Below are 18355 nucleotides of genomic sequence, written 5' to 3'. Positions count from 1 at the left end.
CAGCAGAAGTGTCTCACTAACCGCCGCCTCGCTCCGCGCGAACATATCGAGGCAACGTCCGCGCCATGCGTTTGCAGCGTTCAGAGCATGAAGCCACTGATCGTTGCTGACAGCAGGGAGAGCGGTCGTTTCGGTATCCATTCGGGAACAGATAATAGCAGGCGACACCTACCAGCAAGTGCCTATGGGCAAGCTTTGCGCAGATAGCCATCTATACCCAGTGCCGACATTTGCGAAAGCGGCGTAGCGCGTCCTCGTGTCTAGACTAGTGAGGGTGCGATTGAAGGTAGCCGAGGAGCCTACCGCGAAAACTATGGGAAAGGACCGAAGTCATGAAAGAAGAAATCACCGCCGAAATGAGCGGCGGCAACGTGTTTGCGGATCTGGGCTTTGACAATCCCGAAGAGGAATTGCTCAAGGCCAAGCTGGTTCGCGAGATCCGCGCCATTATCAAACGCCGCCGCCTGACTCCTACTCAGGCGAAGGCGGCTGAGATGCTTGGGATGAAACAGCCCGACTTCTCCGACATTGTCATCGGTCGCACGGGGAGGTTCTCGATCGACCGCCTTGTCCGCTGCCTCGAATCGCTCAATTGGGCTGGAAAAGTCGATGCGCAGGACAAATAGACATCAACCCCGACACCCCTTCTTAGTTGAACCGGATCGAGGCCCGGAGCTTCCCTGTTGATCTTTAGCCCGCCGGAGAGTTGCGAGTAGAAGCCCCGCAGAGATCAACTCCGAGTTGGCGGAGGGCAAGCCTGCCAGCTAGGAAACCTGATACCTAGGTAGCTCGGAATCTGCATCTATATGCGCGACCATTACACACAACGCGGACGAAGAGATCTTGGATTGCCTTCGTCGTCTGCCTCTAAAAGCGCCCTCGCTCTTTTCCTCGCCGCTGAGCGTGACTCTGATCGTGTAGTTGGGAACCCTGCCAACTCATAGGCTTGAAGTATCGAGCCAAATCGCGATCTGAACACACTAGCCGCAGGAAGGTCTGGGTCCGCATTGATGAGCGAAGAGGTAATATATCCAAAATTTGCGTGTAGCCTTCGGAGTCCATCGAGAAGTTGATCATTCGTATATCCCCACTTAAATTTGCAATGAGGATGTGCCGTCGCCCTTTTCATTCCCGCACGAACTGACTCACATATAGTTGACGGAAAGCCTGCCCGCGCATAGGCCCGCATTAATGAACCAAATCGGAACGTGAACACACGAGACACTGGAAGGTCTGGGTCTGCATTGATCATTTTAGCTGTGACATAACCAAACTCGGCATGGAGTCTTCGTATCCCATCAATTAGATATTCATCCGTATATCTGAGACCTTGCTGCCAAGGCCATTTATATCCGACAAGTTCATAAGATGAGACGAGACTACCAAAGTGGTGGATATACGAACTCGAAGAAGCCGTGTATGGACAGGCATTAATTACTCCTTGGGAGAGCTTTCCCTTTTCTCTGAAAAGCCTCCTCAATCTATCGATCATGTCCGTCTTCGCATAGGCATTCCCGACTTTGCGTCTCATCTCCTGTTGAACCTTCGCAAATTGTTTTGGCTCAACAATTGGGTCCATCACCCGCGTTCTGATCCACAGGTCTGGAGGATTTGGTCTGGAAGGGCCTTTCATCCGTCGCGTTCGTACGTTGTAGACGTAGTATCCTATCATCAACTCGCTTGTGAGCAGGGTTCTGACGCGGCTCTGGGTCCAAGCCTGTCCGTTTGTTGAAGGGACACCTTCGACGTTCAGTTTCCGAGCGATAGTTGTCGTTGTTCGATGCTGGCTTACGAACATCCGGAAAATGCGGTGCACGGTTGTGATTTCCTCTGGTGGACCGGGCACAAAGACAACGCGATCTGTGCTCAGGCTTTTTTGCTCGCCTAGACCGAGGAGAAATCGATGCTCTCCATCTTCGCTGACCAGCAGGCGTCTCACCCCGTAGAGGACCCCACCGCCCTGTCTGAACCCAAGACGTGCTTGCTGTGTTTGCGCCCTTGAGACTTTTGTAGACAGTTCGCGGCTGTACTCACCGGCCATCACTCGCTTCAGGTTCTTAACGATCATCGAGACCATGCTGCCGTCGTTCTCGAATGGTTCGCCGCAATACTGGACCGCGACCCCGGCGTCCCGACAGATGAACTCGTAATGGGCAGACTGGTCCGTATCCTGAAAACGCCCCCACCGGCTAATGTCCAGAACCAGAATCGCAGAATAGGAGTGCTGGCCAGTCACAACGTCAGCCAACAACTGTTTCAGGCCATCTCTTCCCTTCAAGGTTAAGCCACTTTTACCGGCATCGGCGTAGGTATCGACGATAGCGAACCCTCGTTTTTCGGCATACTCCCCGATGGCAGCGATCTGGTTCTCTAAAGAATACCGCTGGTTCTCGGTCGACATGCGAATGTACTGCGCAGCCGGAATACGAAGATCGCTTGTAAGTGCAGTCACTATAGTGCCTCCGCGCGGGCCGATGTCTAAAGCGGCAGGAACGACGCCGATGACGACAAGGGCATATTACTCCACAACGTGCTTGAGCAAAACGTTTTGAGCGGTCAATTCAGGTGTGCTTGCCGTAGCCGAGGATAGCGCACCCTGACGGCGGGAGGCGATGCCAAGCACCGTAAGCGTAAGCCCATAGCCGACCGGGGGATTCTTCGAGCAGACGAGCCACCGCTGCTTCTGGGGGAAGTTTTATCAGATTGCAGGGGCAGCCCGAAGCGCGTCCTGCCTTTCTCTAGACTCTTCCGCCCGACAGAAGCATTCTCCCGTTGGGGAGGTTATGGGAAATTCTGTTCAGCCGTGGGTTAGACGGCGAAGGCCTTGGTGGCGTTCGCTTCTGCGCGCTCGCCTCCCTATTTCTCTGGCGCTGCTTGGCACGGCGTCCCTCGCTTATGTCGCAACAGACACTCAACACTCACTTCCAAATGTTCATTATCCCCTCAGGTCGACGACCTCCGTCGCCGTGCGCAGAGTGGGCTGTGACATCAAGGGAAACATCAACGATCGCGGTGAGCACATCTATCACGTGCCCGGTCAGGAATATTATTCGGCTACAGCGCATAAACCCGGCGCGAGGGGAGAGATGCTTCTGCTCGCAGTGGGAAGCATGGTGGCCCGTTGGCGGAAGGCCAAGGTCTGACGGTGGCGACCGCCTTGGACCTGTTCGTTGCCCTTGATTGCTGCGAATAACCCTCATGGCTCTCCATTGGTACAACCCTCCAGTTCACCTCAGACGGACAGCCTCGGCTCTCCCGGAGCTACAATTTTCTGGGACGCAATAGCCAGACGGCGGCAAAGCAGTTAGAAACGTTTCGTAACTCTCTACCCTGATCGAGATGTATTCTATCGGATCGGGGCATAACAAAATGGCAGGAATAACGGCAACGCGATGATAAAGTCGGTCAACAATTATCCAATCTCGCAACTTTTCGACATAGAGGCTTCGGTTATTTACGCCATTCCCCGGTATCAAAGAGAGTACACTTGGGGAAAAAACCAGTGGGAGACAATATTTGACGATGTACAGGAGAACGATGGAGGTTATTTTCTAGGTTCTATCATATGTATCAACCAGACAACCGATAGCCTCGATGTGCAACGGTTGGAGGTTATAGATGGCCAGCAGCGTTTGACCACCCTTTCCCTCCTCTTTGCCGCTATCTATCAGGCATTAAAATCTCGCGAGCAGATTTTAAACGACGATCAGAAGATCGAGATGCTCAATCTTAAGCGCAAGCTTGTGCTAAAAAAGGGAATAGACCAACTCCGCGTTATTCCTCAGATTCAAAACCTTAACCTAAATGACTATCGAGCCGTCCTGTCTGAATTGGGTGCCGTAAGCCCCTGCGATGCGCCCGCATATGCAGGAAATCGAAAGATTTTTCGCGCGTATCGATATTTCCAGAATCGGATTGAGGAGACGGCCAATATTTCCTCCGATCCGCTCGTATCGATCTTGGAACTTCTCGAAAAAGTAAGTCAGGCATGTTTAGTTAAGATCGAGGTTGCCAGTCACGCAGATGCCTATACTCTATTTGAGTCGCTCAACAATCGCGGGATGCCTCTTACAGCAATTGACTTAATAAAGAATAAACTATTAGCGAGAGCAGAGGCCACATCGAGCGATAAGGTCGATTATTACTTCGACGTATGGAGCAAGCTGCTCTCGCACCTCGGCGACGATTACAGTGTTCAAGAGCGCTTCTTCCGGCATTATTATAATGCCTTCAAGGACGATTTAAATAGGCCGTTTAGAAGCGACAAAGATAAAAGAAAAGATCCTCTTGGCCCAGTTGCTACACGTACCAACCTGATTCAGATATACGAGAGGTTGATCAATCAGGATGCAGGCGCACAGCTCCAAGGGATTCGAAGCGCAGCCGAATCCTATGCGCTAATGCTTTCTAGAAACCAGAACTCCGCGCTTTCGATTTTAGACAAGCCGTTGAAGGATCTAGAGCGAATTCAAGGTGCGCCGTCGCATCTGCTGCTATTGTATCTTATTGCCAAGCAATCAGAGTTGGAACTCCAGCCTTCGCATTTGGACAAGATAGCTCGTCTTCTAACGCGGTTCTTTGTTCGCAGGAATCTCACGGACACGCCCCCGACGCGCGATCTGACCCGCTTATTCATGTTGATAATCGAGAAGGTGGCCCCTCTCCGAGGTGATCGGGTGGTCGACGCGGCGATTGAAGACCTCCGGGCAGTTTCAGCTAGCGACAAGGTCTTTCAGGAGAAATTGGAAGGGCCGATCTACGAAGAGAACGTTGGTGTGACTCGTTTTGTTTTGTGCGCTCTTGCAGAGGAGGGTATGACGAGAGAGACAACCGTTGATCTCTGGAGAGTCGATAACAAACAGTATGTTTGGTCGATTGAACACATTTTTCCACAAGGGCAAAATGTGCCCCCGCATTGGGTCGATATGATGGCTGGCGGAGACGCAGCCGTTGCAAAGGCGCTAATTCAGTCTCACGCCCACAGGATTGGAAATCTTACTATCTCAGGATTTAATAGTGCTCTTGGAAACAAAAGCTTTTCAGAAAAGAGAGACAGGCTCGATAGCAAAGGGCTTCCCGTCGGCTATAAAAATGGTCTTAAGCTGAATGATGTATTGGGGTCGGCTGACAGTTGGAGCGCAAAACAGATTGAGGACCGCACTGCTGTCCTCGTTGGCAGGGTTCTAAGTTTATTCGCGATCGCAGCGCCACGGCCGCTGAATTTCTAGCGCGGCCTCTTGTGGTTTCATGTTCGCCTTGAAGCCAATCGGCTGATCCCTAGACCGTTTGCCGGGGAGATCCTTTAAGGATTCGGTACACCTGCATTCGCGAGCATCCAAGAGCCGCAGCTATTTCCGATACTCCCACTTTGTCTCGGTGCATCTCAAATACAAGTCGATAGTCAACACGAGCTTTCCCACCGCGGTAGATGCCGGTGCCCTTGGCCTTTTCAATACCTTCTCGCTGGCGCTCCTTGATAAACCGCCGTTCCATCTGTGCGACCATTCCTAGCACCGTGAGCACGATGTGGCCCATCTCGCCACGGGTTGAGACATGCGGGTCCAGAACGGTAACGAACGCTTCTCTCTGCTCGCATTCGTGGATCAGGTTCAGAACATCGCGGGTATCACGGCCGAGCCGATCGAGGCGCGTAACGAGCAGCTCGTCCCCCGGCCGCAAGAAGTCGATGATGGTCGCAAGCTCGGAACGACCCTCGCGGCTTGCCCCAGAGACCTTCTCCGAGCGGATTATACTGCAGCCTTCAGCCTTCAACTTGGCTATTTGGGTTTCAAGATCTTGGTCGGTCGTGCTGACGCGGGCGTAGCCTATGCGGCTCATGATGTGTCACCTCAAGGTTTAGGCCCGAGGCTACCTTGTCACAAATAGTCGATGTCAACTCCGATGTTACATCGACCGGCGAGAGTGATGTTACGTCACTTCAGGGCATACCGTGAAGTGAACCAGTCGCCGTTGATGTTACCATTCGAACGCCAGTAGCTACGTGCGTCCGATTGCATTTTTTGCGACGGCCGAATAACGCAAATCTGATTAAATCAAATTGGGTTGGGGGCAAATGAATCGAGCGGAGAGAAGAGCGGCAGCAGCTCGAGAAGGCAGCAAGCCAAAAACGATCGCGAGGGAAGTCGCGGTTCATGAAGCGGGACACGCCATAGCAAGGCTCCTCACAGCTAGAGAATTTGGCTATCCGGCGGCGAAATGCATTGTGCGAATAGATGTTGGTCCTGCGCCTGCAACGCAACCAAGCATCAGCGCTGATGGATCCGCGACGTCACGAGTACAGGCGACTTCGTTCGGATTGATGTTTTCCTCAGAAATTTCGACCTTTCTCGAAAGCTATTTTCCTACCGGGATTAGTGGATATGGACTGGCAAGTCCTAGTGAGCGACAAGCGGCTTTCAAAGCAGCGCGCCATCGGGGCGTCGCGGTTGACACATGGCTAGAGGCTAGGATGCTCATCGATGTTTTCGGTGCGGCGGCTGAGGCAAAACTCTTGAACAAAGACGCTGTCGAAATCTGGAATGGTCCTGAGGCGGAGGGCGACTTCAGAGAGGCGGTCTTTGCTGCGACGATGGCGGGGCTGAAAAATCATGAGATCAGGGAAAAGTTGTCAACTGCCTTGGAACGCGCTGTCAGCCTGATCGAGAAGCCCCACGTCTGGCGGGCTGTTCAAGCTGTAGCAGATCTCTTGCCTTCTAGAGGGTCGGTCGCCGGAAGAAAGATCTATCACGCTGCTTCACGCGCCTTGGGATCAGCTCTGCTCGATTAGTGGTGAGACTCACCTCAGGGCATACCCTGAAGTGACCAATCAATGGAATGAAGTATGACAGCTGCGTCCGTGATAACAGCTAAAACGGCGGCAGACCGTTTGCATCGCGCCACCGGTCAAGCTCCAGCTGAAAGTCGGCGATGAAGGCAGTTGCCATTCCAGCATAAGGTTGATCCGGCTGCGCGAAACTGGAGAGAGTGTCAACTTCAGCCAAGATATCGCTCAGCTCAAGGGCATCTCCACCCCAAGCACCCAGACGATTCAGAATATGGGTCCGTATAACTCTCAGGGTACGGACTGTCGGAATGCGGTCCAAAACGAGCTCCGCGCGATTGAGCGCGCAGGTGCGAATCGTATAGGCACCATACTGACTGTACCCTGTCACCCCCATTTTGGGTTCAACGAGCGTTAGTTCGGTCGAAAAATCCCACAATAGCTCGTTTATCGGATCACGCTTGCAGGGGTCAATTAGCAGAGGATCCTCTTCGTCAAGGTTACAGGCAACTCCAACGGCCCTAGTACCAAGCACGTCGAATTGGCTGGCTTTCCCGTAGCTGCTGTTTGGGCGCTTGCTCAGCAGCGCCTCAACTTCCGATCTGCTCATGCCGGAAGTCACTATATGCTGCCTCAAGCTCTTATTGCAGTCCCGACAGGTTGGCAGCAAATTCTCCCAGACGAGTGCCAACCACCAATATCCGGGGTGTCCCGTTACGCCCTCGATCCCTCCTTTTGGCCGATAGTGCTCGACCTCTCTGGCTCCAACGGCTCCAATCTTGCTTTCGCAATAAGCGCAGTTTCCCCCGGCCAGCTGCCTTAAAGCGGCCTTGACATCAAGGGGACGATAGCAGCTGAAAGGATAAGCAGTGTAGTGGACCTGCCAAGGCATTCGAGCAGAATAGTAGGCGTCAGCGCTGGTAGCCTCGTTACCCACGGCCGGACTAGGTGTACTGAGAGAGGGCGGCGTGGGCACGCTCGCTCGGTCCAGTTTCCGCATGTTGATTAGCCCGCTTGTGACTTCCGAAGGGCGTTGAAGACCGCAGCTACAGCTTCTGGACGTGCGTTTGAAGAAAGGTTGTCGGCGGGTTTCTCTCGCTCGCGGAGGTATCTCAGCAATGCTTCCTGGACGACCTGCGCTGTCGCGCTGTCACCCACCGTGAGATTGGCGACTAGCTTCTCCGCCTCTTCGCCAATCGCGCGAGCTGGGTTTAATGCGACGTCTTCCGCTAAGCGAGCAATGTCCAGCTGTATCTCAGGATCAATCGTGCTTGCTAAGCCGAAATACTCCGATGTGAGAAGCTGCTCGGCGCGCATTCCAGAAACTGCTGGCAGATCCTTCAAGAGCTCGATGCCGCCATCCTCATTGCGGGTCAGAACAATTACTTCTCCATCGTCCATCCCGCGGACACACAACGGATCATGTGTCGTTGCAATAAACTGAACGTTAGGAAACGCTCGCCGAAGTGACGACATAACCCGCATCTTCCACTGCGGGTGCAGATGAGTCTCAACTTCGTCAATAAGAACCACCCCGCGAGCGGTTTCTAGGTTGGACCAGTGATCGAGCAGGGATCTGCAGATATCGGTGACCATCGCGAAAACCGAGCGATAGCCTTCGCTCAATCTTCCAATCGGCGTGAGCTGCCCCTGAGCCCAAACACAAACACCCGCACGTTGATCTTTAACCAGATAGTCATCGTCTCCGATTGGAAGGATAGTGCGAACCGTTCTAGCGACCTCATCGAACGCGACTCCATGAACACTGCCTAACCAGTCAGAAGGGTCCGGCAATGGGTACTGAGCCTCGAAAAGGCTTCGTACCCTTTGAGCCGCGCCCAAGCCGCGGCGCCCTCTGGTATTTGTAAAGTAGCGATGAGGTCCGTAGCCCAGTACAACGGTAGTCTGATCCAATGTCCCATCGAAATGTCTTCTAACGGGGTCATAGTAGAAGGTCGCAGGCGATTTTCTATCCGTAAGAAAGACGCTCGCTTCCAGCGGCTTTCTGCCCCAGACATCCCACGATTCTCTTGACGAACTTCGGGCAAGGTCGCCATATGGGAGCTTCAATCTTCGTGCCTCCCTCGTTCCGAGAAGCGCCAACGCCACCGCCGAAAGGCACGTCGATTTTCCGACCGCATTCTCGCCCAGCAAAAGAAGACAGGCCGCCCCTGATCTCGCTGGCCGTCCCTTTGGGCAATCAATTTTAACTTTGTCAATTGCACGAAAATTGGAGACAGTGAACGAAAATAGATCGCTGTTTGGCGCTAGAAGTTTTGCTTGCCGCTGATAGGGCGCGGCTTCAATTAATTCGTGGTCAGAACTATATATAGTTCGCAGCTCAAGCTCCGACAATCTAATCCTGTCCGACTCTCGGACAAGATCCAAAGCTCCGATCATTCCTCGCCTTGCATCGCCGTCACTATTTTCAACAAGCGACCGAAGCATATGAAGCAGCGCTGAGCCGTTGTTGATAGAAGGGCTCTCAGCCCCGTACTCGCTGAGAGTTCGAGTTAACACGTTTCTGCGGGCGCCACGGAAAGAACCAAGCATAAGAAAATCACTAGGTAGCTCGCGGCCCTCCTCCAGTGCCCTACGCCAAACCCGAAGCGTCTCGTCAAACGCGTTCCGACGTTCTTCAACAACGTCAGCGTCATTAAGTGCAAGGATGTTGACGGTGGCATTTCCCTTCAACGAGTTTTTGCGAGGAAAGCATTCCCCCGACATCAAGTACGATAAGTGACTCGAGGGATTGTCGACTGTCGGGTCGATTAACAGGGGCTTTTCCTCGGCCCGAACTTCGTCAAAAGTTGCGAGAAATCGGGCGCGTCGACCTAGGACGGGAAATTGGTCTGCTCTCGCTCTTCGACAACGTCGGCAAATGGAGAACAAATTGGCCCACTCGTACGCCAGCCAAGAGTAATGGTCGGCGTACTCCCCATGGCCTTCGGAGTAAGGCGAGCTAAGGGGCCGGTAGTGGGTTATCCCCTCGGCTGTGCCGATCTCTCTCTCGCAGTAGCCGCAGTAGCCTCCGAAATCGGACGCCACCATCTCTACCACCTCTCCTGCATAGAAGAGATCATGCTCGATTGGAGCGCGAAGCTGCCTTCTCTCGGCCCGGCTTCGGTAAGCCCAATGTATCAGACGCTCACGCGGCTTTTCGATCAGATCATAGAATGCTGGCGGCGGGCTCAGCCTTTTGATTTTGAGCATTCACTTTACCGTAAACCAATACTCTGCGATGGCACAACGCCATAACGGCCAGAGCGCGTCAACTGCACTATCCAATTATATTTCTTCGAAGTGCTTGGCGAATTCACTGGCGTGGTTGTATGCCTTGAGCGGACTATTTTTTGGCCGCTTAGGCACTTTGGCCTCTTCGATCAGGATGACGGGGGCAGCGCGCATTTCCTCCGGGAATTGAGTCGGGTCGATGATGACGCGATTGAAAAGACTAGACAACTCAGCGCCTACGAAATCCTTGAGCTGTCACCAGCTTGGGTCGAAACCATGATGTTTATGCACAGACGGTTGTGGCAGATCGGCGTTCTATTATGGCGAAGCATACTCCAAGCATGCCGGGCAGCGACCGGCGTCGGCGTTGCACGTCTTAGAATATGAGACAAACAGTTCTATCCGTAACGTCATTGACCACTTGAAATAACGAGCGAAGCTGTTGAGGATCGCCTGTCAGGGGGATTGGGCAATGAACCACGACGAACGGGCATTATTGAGACGCCAAGCAGCGCTCTTCGAAGATGCAGACGAACCACTAGGGCTGAACGAATACCAAACCTTCACCTCCAGAACGGACCGAAACGACCGGCCCGGGCCGGAAGGAATCGGCTTGGTGATGTTGGGCCTATATGGCGAGATTGGAAGCCTACTCAGCGCGCTAAAGAAGAAGCAGCGAGATAAAGAAGCGTTCCAATCCTACCATGATGAGGTGATCGAGGAGCTTGGGGATGCCCTCTGGTACTTTGCGAATGCCGCGTTGCGTGCTGGGCTTTCGCTTGAGCAGATCGCACGCCGGGTTTCGCGCTCAATTGGAGATTGGGACTACGCGGGGCGAAGTGGCGATGCCCGTACGTTCATGGACCTGCAACAGGAACAGTCGACCTTCGACGGGCCGCTTGCTGGCGACATCGTCGAGAAACGCTTGTTGGCTCTCGCTGGAAAAGTAGGCCATCTGCTTGAAAATTGGAGCAGCGGCGCGATTGCCGAAAATCGTGATCTCATGTCGGCGGATCTTGTGGAAATATTCCGCGCCCTTCTAATGGCCGCCGATGGCGCACAGGTTAGCCTTGACCAAGCGGCCCGAAGCAATGCGGCCAAGACGCTCGGTAGATGGCCAGACGAGAAGAAATGGGGAGAGTTATTCGACGACGGATTTCCTGAGTACGAGCAACTGCCGAGACGCATGACTGTCGAGTTTATCGAGCGCGAAGTCGGGGGCCGTCGCCATGTTGTCATGCGTTACAACGGCGTCAATCTGGGTAGCCCGCTGACCGACAACAGGCACGAAGAGGATGACTATCGCTATCACGACGTATTCCACTTGGCTTTCGCGGGCACTTTGGGTTGGTCACCAACATTACGCGCCTTGTTGCGGCTGAAGCGCAAGAGCGATCCCAAGATCGATGAAAACGAGGATGGCGCTCGCGCGAACATCATTGAGGAAGGGATCTCGACATGGATATTCAACCATGGTCTACGCCACAACGCATTCGCGCACGTAGAGTCGCTGGACTACGCCTTGCTAAAAGCCGTTCATGAGTTAGTGAGGGGATACGAGGTCGAGCGTCGGCCTCTGTGGCAATGGGAGCGCGCCATCCTAGAGGGCTTCCGAGTATTTCGACAGCTCACCGAACACAGGAACGGCCTCGTGACCATCGATCTCGGGCAGCGCTCAATCGGCTTCGAGAGATTCCCATGAGACAAGCTTCGTCCGTTGCTAAAGACTTTGTGGGAATGGTGTCTAGCCTATCCTTCGAGAACGCGTTCAACCCGTATGCCGACTTCTGCCCGGATTTCGATCGCCCCGACGCCGCAGCTATACGTCGCCGCAACCTCGTAGCGGCCCTCGGTGCTGCGATCGACCGGGGCGTGGAGACCGTATGGGTAGCGCGCGATCTTGGCTACCGAGGTGGGCGTCGGACAGGACTGGCGTTGACAGACGAAGCTCATCTCGACGCGCACGCTCGCCTGCTCGGCGTGGGTGCACTTGAGCGCTCCACGCTTGGCCCCACGGTGGCGGAAAGGACGGCGACTGTTATCTGGCGGATGCTTATGACGATCGGCCAACCGGTGTTTTTGTGGAATGTTTTTCCCCTCCATCCCCACGAGCACGGAAAGCCGATGTCCAACCGTTGCCATTCAAAGTCGGAGCGATTGGCGTGCCGCGAGGTCATGGTGACCCTGCTGAGCATTCTTTCTCCGGATTTCGTGTTAGCGATTGGCAATGACGCGAAGTCGGCGCTGGCAGACATTGGCATTGCTGCGGAGAAGGTGCGACACCCAAGCTATGGCGGCCAGAACGAGTTCATAGACGGCGTATCGCGCCGCTACGGCCTCGCCTCGCCGAAAGCCGGAGATACGTTGCCGCTGTTTGGCTGATCGCTCACCAATCAGGCTGCAATCTTCTCCTTCTCGTATTCGGCAGTGCACGCTGCAAGTAACGCGTCTACGTCCGCAAGCTTCCAGTTCGCAGGTGCGAAACCTGTGTCGAGGCGCGCGTACGTCGAGTTGATTGTCAACGGCCCGATTCCCATGCCGGTCTCATGCGAGAGAAAGTACAGGAGCCTTCCCAAGCCCATAATGTTCCCGAGGGTTCTTTGCATGTAGTAGTGAGATCTGTACGTGGCATTCAAACGTATCTTACCGTCGTCCACCTTCACACTGAGGTGGCTTAGACAAGGCCCTCCGTAGGGTCGCTTGCGGTCGGTGGCACCCTCGTAGATCGCAATATCATCGCCCGCGGGCTCTTCATCTTGAGGGTGCCCCAAACCGAGTTCGAACGAGGCCTTGAACTGGGGCATGCGCTCCAGCTTCTCCAACAGTTCCTTGAGGGGGTTATATACTTTGCCATCGCGGTCTTTCTGCCGAAGGATCCGCATGGCATAGCAGCCCCACCTTTTGTCGCTACGGACCGCGTGGATACGTTTCATCCGCTCTGGATAAATCTCGAACACTCCCTCGCGCTTGCCGCGCAGATAGTCCTGCAAAGGAAAAATCGTTTCCGCTACGGTGTTCAGCGAACCCGCGCCGTGGCCCTTCAGAAATGCGTCAGTCCGGTTCATTACCGCGCGATCTGCGACAGACAACCCAACGGGATCGGCGATGTGCAGAATCAGGTCGAAGTCTTGGTGGCTTGGGTTTCCTCGAAGGTAGCGGGTTGCATCCAGCCACACCTGCGGACCACTCTTTCCACGTATTAGTTCCATTTATCACCTCCTATTGGACCAATCACCGCCGTCTCGTGAAGTTGAGTGCTTAGGTAGCTGGATGAAAGCCAAGCATGCCCGTCCATTCCCCAAGCCGTTCCCCAACTGTTGCGAACGAGGATATGTCTCTGGCCCTTTGCGTCCTCACCGTGACCTACCGCCAAAACCGCGTGGCCGCCGCGCTGCCTATCGGGATTGAGGTCGGGCAGCATTCCGTCAGGCCCCGCCTGCATAAACGAGTCCGATGTCACGAGGCCGAACACCACCGAGACGCCGCGGTCCAGAGATGCGCAGATCGCGTCAACGTCGGGTTTACCTATGAGGGTATTCGCATAATACATTGGCTCGGAGGTGACAGGCGGAGCCCATGTAGGCAACGTCATCTGCAAGGGTTCGTAAGGCCAAACCCTTTCGTCTGGCTGCCCCGACTTCAACAATGCCGCCGCCGCCGCCACGAAGGTCGTTCCCAAGTGTGGGTTGGCGCCCGGCGAATTGGCCACGGCGTGATAGAAAAGATATTCAACTGACAGCGGGTCGGGTCGCTTCCGACCATGGGCATGGGCAGCGGACGCTGCAAAGGCGAGGCAGCTGTGCCTTGTTCCCTGATCCCTGCATTGCGGCAGCGCTGGTCGAAGATCAACAGTTTTGTTCATGCGATAGGAAGCCCGCGACGACGTAGGTCATTTCGGGATAGGCCGGTGTTTTCCTTGCCCTCCAGTCTCAGCTGTAGGTTCAGAGGCGGCAATCCAGTGTGAGGCCCCCAAGGTCGGACTTCCTTTAGCGCAACGTCGGTGATTCGAGCCGCGCGCTGCCTTGCTACCACCACCCTTGTCGACGGCGCGCCATAAACCAGCGGATCGCGCGAGAACTCCGACTCATCAGAGAGTATCTCGTATCCGGCCTTCTCGAGATCCGAAATGTCCCAAGTATACCCTGCGTCGCTGGCCTCCTCTAGGTCGAAGCGTATTAGGTCGTCTGGGTTGCCGCTGATTCGAGAACCACCGTCTTTTTCGGTCAGTTTCCATACGTCGGCATGAGAATGTCCCGGTTTGAAGCGACTTTCTGCGGCCCCTTTGAGTTTGGATACCGTTGCCTCCGCCAAGGAATTGACGTCAGATTGAGGCAAGAGACTGTGGCCGGACAGTCCCCAGCACGTAGCCTTGTAACTTGCTCCCATGCGGAGAGAGAGTTGATAGACCACGTCCGGATTGCGTAGGTGGCCCGAACCCCAACCCTGCTTTCGCGCGTGGTGAATGTATAACCAGCGAGGCAAGAGGAACTCGGCTGCGAAGGCTTCCGCTTGGACTTCTTGGATATCCATGCCCCCACCAGCGTAGGGGTTTCGTGTAAGGATCAGATCGGTATCAACGCGAGGGGAATGGCTGAGGATGACGTGCCCTAGCTCATGGGCCGCTGTGAAGCGCTGAATATGCAGTGTGCGGCGCGTCGTCACCAATATGCCGCGCAATGGGTCCGGTAGGCAGAAGCCTAAAGCAGACGTGAGGGGTTTGAAGAGGAGAGTGATGTCGAGTTCGGATATAGCGTCGAATATATCGATTTGGCCGTCCGCCTCAGTTACACGCAGCTGGAGGTCTAGCGCGCGATGTACACGCTTAGCTTCGGACACGGCTTTCAATCTCGCGGCAGCAACCGGCGATCTAGCCATTTTGACTGCCTTTTGGCCGCGACTGGAGGAACTCAGCAAACCTCAATAATTCAGCACGATCATCAGAAGATAGTTCGGTGGCGGCGCGGGCCAAAGCTTTGACGCTCTCAGGTACTGTCCCGGGTTCGGCCTCGCCAGAAAGGAACTCGATGCTTTGACCGTAGAGGCGTGCGAATCTGCCCAATTCCACAGCATCGACCTTGCGCCTGCCATTCTCTACGAGGGACAAAGCCGATCGCGAAAGGCCGACCGCCTCCGCAGCCTGTTCTTGCTTTAACTCCAGATACTCCCGAGCCATGCGGAGCCGATTGCCAATTTCGCGCCAGCGATCCGTTTCGTCAGTCATGCTTCGGCCTTGATCTTCTTCGTTTGTTTGACCTTGAGTTCGTTGCAGTAGACCTGCTTGAGTAGCGGCACCAAATGGTCGACCATTTCCTCGAACGTTTCATACCCTCCTGCCTTTATGATCTCCGGAGGCAACTCGATGCCAAGCACCTCCTCGGTGACCAAAGTAGCGTCAACCATCCGCTTTGAGTCGATCACAGGAAGGCCACTGACGATCGATCCGCCAGTGCCACTTGGCGCAGAGTTCGCGACGATGTCGTCGATACTTGCTGCCTCTTTCTCGAACCAATCTTTTAGGCCCTTCAGAAGGTCAGGGACCTTAGCGTCAAACTCGGCGGCGCAATCTCCTGCAATGTCGATCATTTAAGACGCTCCATGTTAGATTATCGAACACAATGCGTGGCAATGTTCGAAAAGTCAACATGGCGGCCCGCGCGCGTCGCGCTTGAGCATATCGTAACGGCTGTCGAGAAAGCTCAAGAGAGCTTTGCCGGAGTGACGACCACGGAAATCCAATCCATCCGAGACCGTCTTCGTGAATTTGATTTGCAGTTGATCGGGAATTGACCCAGTGAGCCCGAAGAAGCTTCGCTGGGCTACACTCATCTGCTCACGATCGACCTTGCTCTAACTTTCAACCACGGGGCATTTCAGATCTCGTGCGGGGCAGGATGAGCACGTCATCGGGATTGATGCGCGGGTTGTCTATGCCCTTCAAAGCATAGCCTGCAACCTCTGCTGCCTCGTCCTCGATAGCCTGCACGTGAACCCGAAAAAGGTCCCGGTGTGCACCCGAATACATGGTCTGAAAATTGTCGATATGATCTTCTAGGCTCTCACTCATGCGAGAAACCGGCGGCATCAGGCCGATGCCATGAAAATGGAGGCCGTCGTTTACCGCGTTATCTCGGAATGAGCCCTTGTCTCGCTTATAGACCGGGTAGTCGGGACTGCATATCCAGATTGGCAAGGTCTCAAATTGCGATGGGGAGTTGGGCCGTCGGACCACGCGAGTGGCGACCGTGGCGTACGTCCTTTCAATCTCATCTCGCATCCGCGACACGACCATTGCTGGAGACCCGCCCAAAGGCTTGTAAGTGAACGTCAGGAGCCATGGGTGCCAGCCCATGCTCACTCTCTCTTCGACCATCTGGCCGTAGGCCTCGATTAGTCGCTTTCTGTTTTCCATCCTCAGGTCTCCAGCTTGGTTCAGTTGTTCAAGGTCTAGTGTGTTCTGGCGAGGTCTAGTGTTGTCTCGTCAGGTGTCAGTTCGTAGGTCTCGGTTCGTTAAGTGGCGGCTGGCGATGGTTGGCGGTTCACCCTTACTCAGGGTCCGCTGGTTACTAGGCTCATCACCCAACACCCACCCAATGCAGGCTCCTTTCGGAACCTGCAGTCTGGTGTTCTCTATTGTGCGGGCGGCGTCTTCGAGGCGCATCCAACGGGTCAGCTTACCGCAGCCATCAATTGGCTTTACGCGGGTGTCTGGTGGACGCTAACTAGCGGAGATTTTCATCTGGCTTACGTGGCGATTTCGGAAGCGCCTTCCAGCGGACCAGCTTGAAGCGCTTCCAAGTTTCTGTTGAAGGCCCCACCCGCTTGATCAGAAGCCGATGCCGTCGCCTCTTCCCCGAAAGGAGAGCATGAAGCTGCTCAGAGGTTGTTTCGATTACCAAATCATTTGATTGGAGCGGTGCGAGCGCGGCAGGCTCCGTTCCGATGGCGGCTGGATCGTCTAAACCCTTGCCATCATCAAGGCCTAAAGCAAGTTCATCCAGCGGATTTCCCGATGTCCCTCTCAGTAGCTCCAGCCGCCGCGTGTCACCCCTTCGATACGCCGCTTCCATCGCAGAGATTTGACCGGCTGTTCTCCCTTTGTGAGGAATTGTCTCAACAGCGGTCTTGTAGAGCCCTTCGATCCCGTTGTTCAGCTCAAGTTGCGCCATCAACTCAGCGGGGTCGGAGGTTGTAAGTGCCACAAATCGCAGAGCGCGCGATATTTTCCAAGCACGGTCGTAGCTATGCGACCAACCAAAGACAAACCGCGAAACGATGATCAATTTGTCTGGAGCGTCTTTATCGCGACGGACTTTCCTTTTCATGACTTTCATCTGGTTGGCCTCTCTCACGAAGGTTTTCCATTTTTGAAAGTCGCGATCCATCTCGACTGCTGCGATAAAGCAAACCCGATACATTTTCGCATAGTGTTTGCGAGATGAAGCTTCGAAGGATCGTCGAGCCTCCCGGCAGATTACAAGAGCGCCTAACGGGTCTTGAGCTACTTCTTTTGCGGAAGGAATGGTCGAGAATGAAAGTGGAGTGCGGGACTTCATATCAGGCTTCCTTCCCGGGGGATCGCGTTACGCGATGGTTTTGTGGGATTTCGGGATAAGGCGGGAAAAAGCAGGAATTCGCTCCGATCCGAAGAGGCTCGATCTAGACCCGACCGTGATGAACGGCGGGTGCCGACTTTTTCTGGCGCACTTGGCCGTCTCAAAGCTCGTAGGCGGAGTGTTTTCCGTGCCGTTTGCACCTCGGGGCGCGCGTTCATTAAGCGGCTCCCTTGTCGGACGTGCTGGACCGGGAACGGCCAGTGACGAACGACTTGAGTTCGGTGAAGTCGTAGACTACCGAGCCGCCGATTTTCTTGAAGCTAGGGCCGCAGCCTTTCACCCGCCAGTTAGCGAGAGTCTTTACGCTTACCTTGAGAAACCGCGCTGATTGCGCAGGCGTCATAAGCTCACCCTCGCGATAGCGTCGCCTCCTTGGTCGGCGCTCAGGCAGTTTGGGAGGCAAGGGCACAAGGCCCTTGCTCGCAAGGTACAGGTAGAGATCAGCTAACGTTTCTTCGGTGTTCCGCTTTCTCATGCTCGGTCCTCAATTGTGCGGGACGATGATAGGAAAGCGATGAGCGATCCGACCACCGGCCTGTTGGCAGGATGGATGATCAGAGACGCTGGTAAGAATGCAGACAAAGTCCGACTCGCGTCCCTGAAACCAAGGACCCCGGACCCGTGGAACGTCATGGAGAGAGCAAAAACGCTACTCCATCACGGTCGCAGGCACCAAGGATCGATGATCAGAGCGGAGCGCTTTTGGGAGCGATAGGGAGGGCCAACT

17 protein-coding genes are annotated in these 18355 nt (G+C 54.7%); 5 read left to right on the top strand and 12 right to left on the bottom strand.

Going from position 1 to position 18355, the window contains the following annotated elements:
• Nucleotides 1-332 precede the first annotated feature (332 nt).
• Nucleotides 333-626 carry a helix-turn-helix transcriptional regulator gene (locus EN932_RS10475; protein WP_128368823.1) on the top strand — a complete coding sequence of 98 codons (294 nt, stop codon included), beginning with the start codon at nt 333-335 and terminating at the stop codon, nt 624-626.
• Nucleotides 627-817: 191 nt separating this feature from the next.
• On the opposite strand, the gene EN932_RS10470 is transcribed toward EN932_RS10475, so the two are convergent.
• Complete coding sequence (locus EN932_RS10470; protein ID WP_128368822.1) at nt 818-2452, bottom strand: recombinase family protein; 1635 nt, start codon at nt 2450-2452, stop codon at nt 818-820.
• A gap of 940 nt (nt 2453-3392) precedes the next feature.
• Between EN932_RS10470 and EN932_RS10460 the strand changes: the two genes are divergently transcribed.
• Complete coding sequence (locus EN932_RS10460) at nt 3393-5228, top strand: DUF262 domain-containing protein (protein ID WP_128368821.1); 1836 nt, start codon at nt 3393-3395, stop codon at nt 5226-5228.
• Between the two features lie 49 nt (nt 5229-5277).
• On the opposite strand, the gene EN932_RS10455 is transcribed toward EN932_RS10460, so the two are convergent.
• Nucleotides 5278-5838: a recombinase family protein gene (locus EN932_RS10455; protein WP_128368820.1), complete on the bottom strand. Its 561-nt coding sequence runs from the start codon at nt 5836-5838 to the stop codon at nt 5278-5280.
• A 631-nt stretch (nt 5839-6469) separates the two neighbouring features.
• Here EN932_RS10455 and EN932_RS10450 point away from each other — a divergent pair.
• Entirely contained in the window at nt 6470-6787 is a 318-nt protein-coding gene (locus EN932_RS10450) for a hypothetical protein (RefSeq protein ID WP_128368819.1), read from the top strand.
• Between the two features lie 79 nt (nt 6788-6866).
• Here the strand turns inward: EN932_RS10450 and EN932_RS10445 are convergent, their stop codons facing one another.
• The 3 genes from EN932_RS10445 to EN932_RS37920 all read right to left on the bottom strand — a co-directional run bounded on the left by EN932_RS10445 (nt 6867) and on the right by EN932_RS37920 (nt 10243).
• Nucleotides 6867-7391, bottom strand: a complete 525-nt coding sequence (locus tag EN932_RS10445; protein WP_128368818.1) for a hypothetical protein — start codon at nt 7389-7391, stop codon at nt 6867-6869.
• A 395-nt stretch (nt 7392-7786) separates the two neighbouring features.
• The gene (locus EN932_RS39490) at nt 7787-9181 is read right to left on the bottom strand and encodes an AAA family ATPase (protein ID WP_281061525.1); all 1395 of its coding nucleotides are present in this window, start codon (nt 9179-9181) and stop codon (nt 7787-7789) included.
• 888 nt (nt 9182-10069) lie between these two features.
• Nucleotides 10070-10243, bottom strand: a complete 174-nt coding sequence (locus EN932_RS37920; protein WP_164890458.1) for a hypothetical protein — start codon at nt 10241-10243, stop codon at nt 10070-10072.
• Nucleotides 10244-10487: 244 nt separating this feature from the next.
• On the opposite strand from EN932_RS37920, the gene EN932_RS10435 reads away from it, so the two are divergent.
• Together EN932_RS10435 and EN932_RS10430 are read left to right on the top strand one after the other, a co-directional pair.
• Nucleotides 10488-11717, top strand: coding sequence for a nucleoside triphosphate pyrophosphohydrolase family protein (locus EN932_RS10435; RefSeq protein WP_128368816.1), 1230 nt, complete (start codon nt 10488-10490; stop codon nt 11715-11717).
• Nucleotides 11714-12397, top strand: coding sequence for a uracil-DNA glycosylase (locus tag EN932_RS10430; RefSeq protein ID WP_128368815.1), 684 nt, complete (start codon nt 11714-11716; stop codon nt 12395-12397). Before EN932_RS10435 ends, EN932_RS10430 begins: the two co-directional genes overlap by 4 nt.
• Nucleotides 12398-12408: 11 nt before the next feature.
• Here EN932_RS10430 and EN932_RS10425 read toward each other — a convergent pair whose 3' ends face one another.
• The 7 genes from EN932_RS10425 to EN932_RS10395 all read right to left on the bottom strand — a co-directional run bounded on the left by EN932_RS10425 (nt 12409) and on the right by EN932_RS10395 (nt 17568).
• Nucleotides 12409-13224: a hypothetical protein gene (locus EN932_RS10425; protein ID WP_128368814.1), complete on the bottom strand. Its 816-nt coding sequence runs from the start codon at nt 13222-13224 to the stop codon at nt 12409-12411.
• Nucleotides 13215-13877: a C1 family peptidase gene (locus tag EN932_RS10420; RefSeq protein WP_128368813.1), complete on the bottom strand. Its 663-nt coding sequence runs from the start codon at nt 13875-13877 to the stop codon at nt 13215-13217. Before EN932_RS10420 ends, EN932_RS10425 begins: the two co-directional genes overlap by 10 nt.
• Complete coding sequence (locus EN932_RS10415) at nt 13874-14890, bottom strand: ImmA/IrrE family metallo-endopeptidase (protein ID WP_128368812.1); 1017 nt, start codon at nt 14888-14890, stop codon at nt 13874-13876. The genes EN932_RS10420 and EN932_RS10415 overlap by 4 nt, the downstream gene beginning before the upstream one ends.
• Nucleotides 14883-15236 (bottom strand): helix-turn-helix transcriptional regulator, encoded by a 354-nt coding sequence (locus tag EN932_RS10410; protein WP_128368811.1) that lies wholly within the window; start codon nt 15234-15236, stop codon nt 14883-14885. Before EN932_RS10410 ends, EN932_RS10415 begins: the two co-directional genes overlap by 8 nt.
• Nucleotides 15233-15598, bottom strand: coding sequence for a hypothetical protein (locus EN932_RS10405; RefSeq protein ID WP_128368810.1), 366 nt, complete (start codon nt 15596-15598; stop codon nt 15233-15235). Before EN932_RS10405 ends, EN932_RS10410 begins: the two co-directional genes overlap by 4 nt.
• A 271-nt stretch (nt 15599-15869) precedes the next feature.
• The gene (locus tag EN932_RS10400; RefSeq protein ID WP_128368809.1) at nt 15870-16424 is read right to left on the bottom strand and encodes a hypothetical protein; all 555 of its coding nucleotides are present in this window, start codon (nt 16422-16424) and stop codon (nt 15870-15872) included.
• Between the two features lie 310 nt (nt 16425-16734).
• Nucleotides 16735-17568: a hypothetical protein gene (locus EN932_RS10395; protein ID WP_128368808.1), complete on the bottom strand. Its 834-nt coding sequence runs from the start codon at nt 17566-17568 to the stop codon at nt 16735-16737.
• Nucleotides 17569-18355 lie beyond the last annotated feature (787 nt).

Origin of the sequence: Mesorhizobium sp. M7A.F.Ca.US.002.01.1.1 (assembly GCF_004022955.1) — a bacterium.
GTDB lineage: Bacteria > Pseudomonadota > Alphaproteobacteria > Rhizobiales > Rhizobiaceae > Mesorhizobium > Mesorhizobium ciceri.
This window is presented reverse-complemented; position numbering and strand designations above follow the sequence as displayed.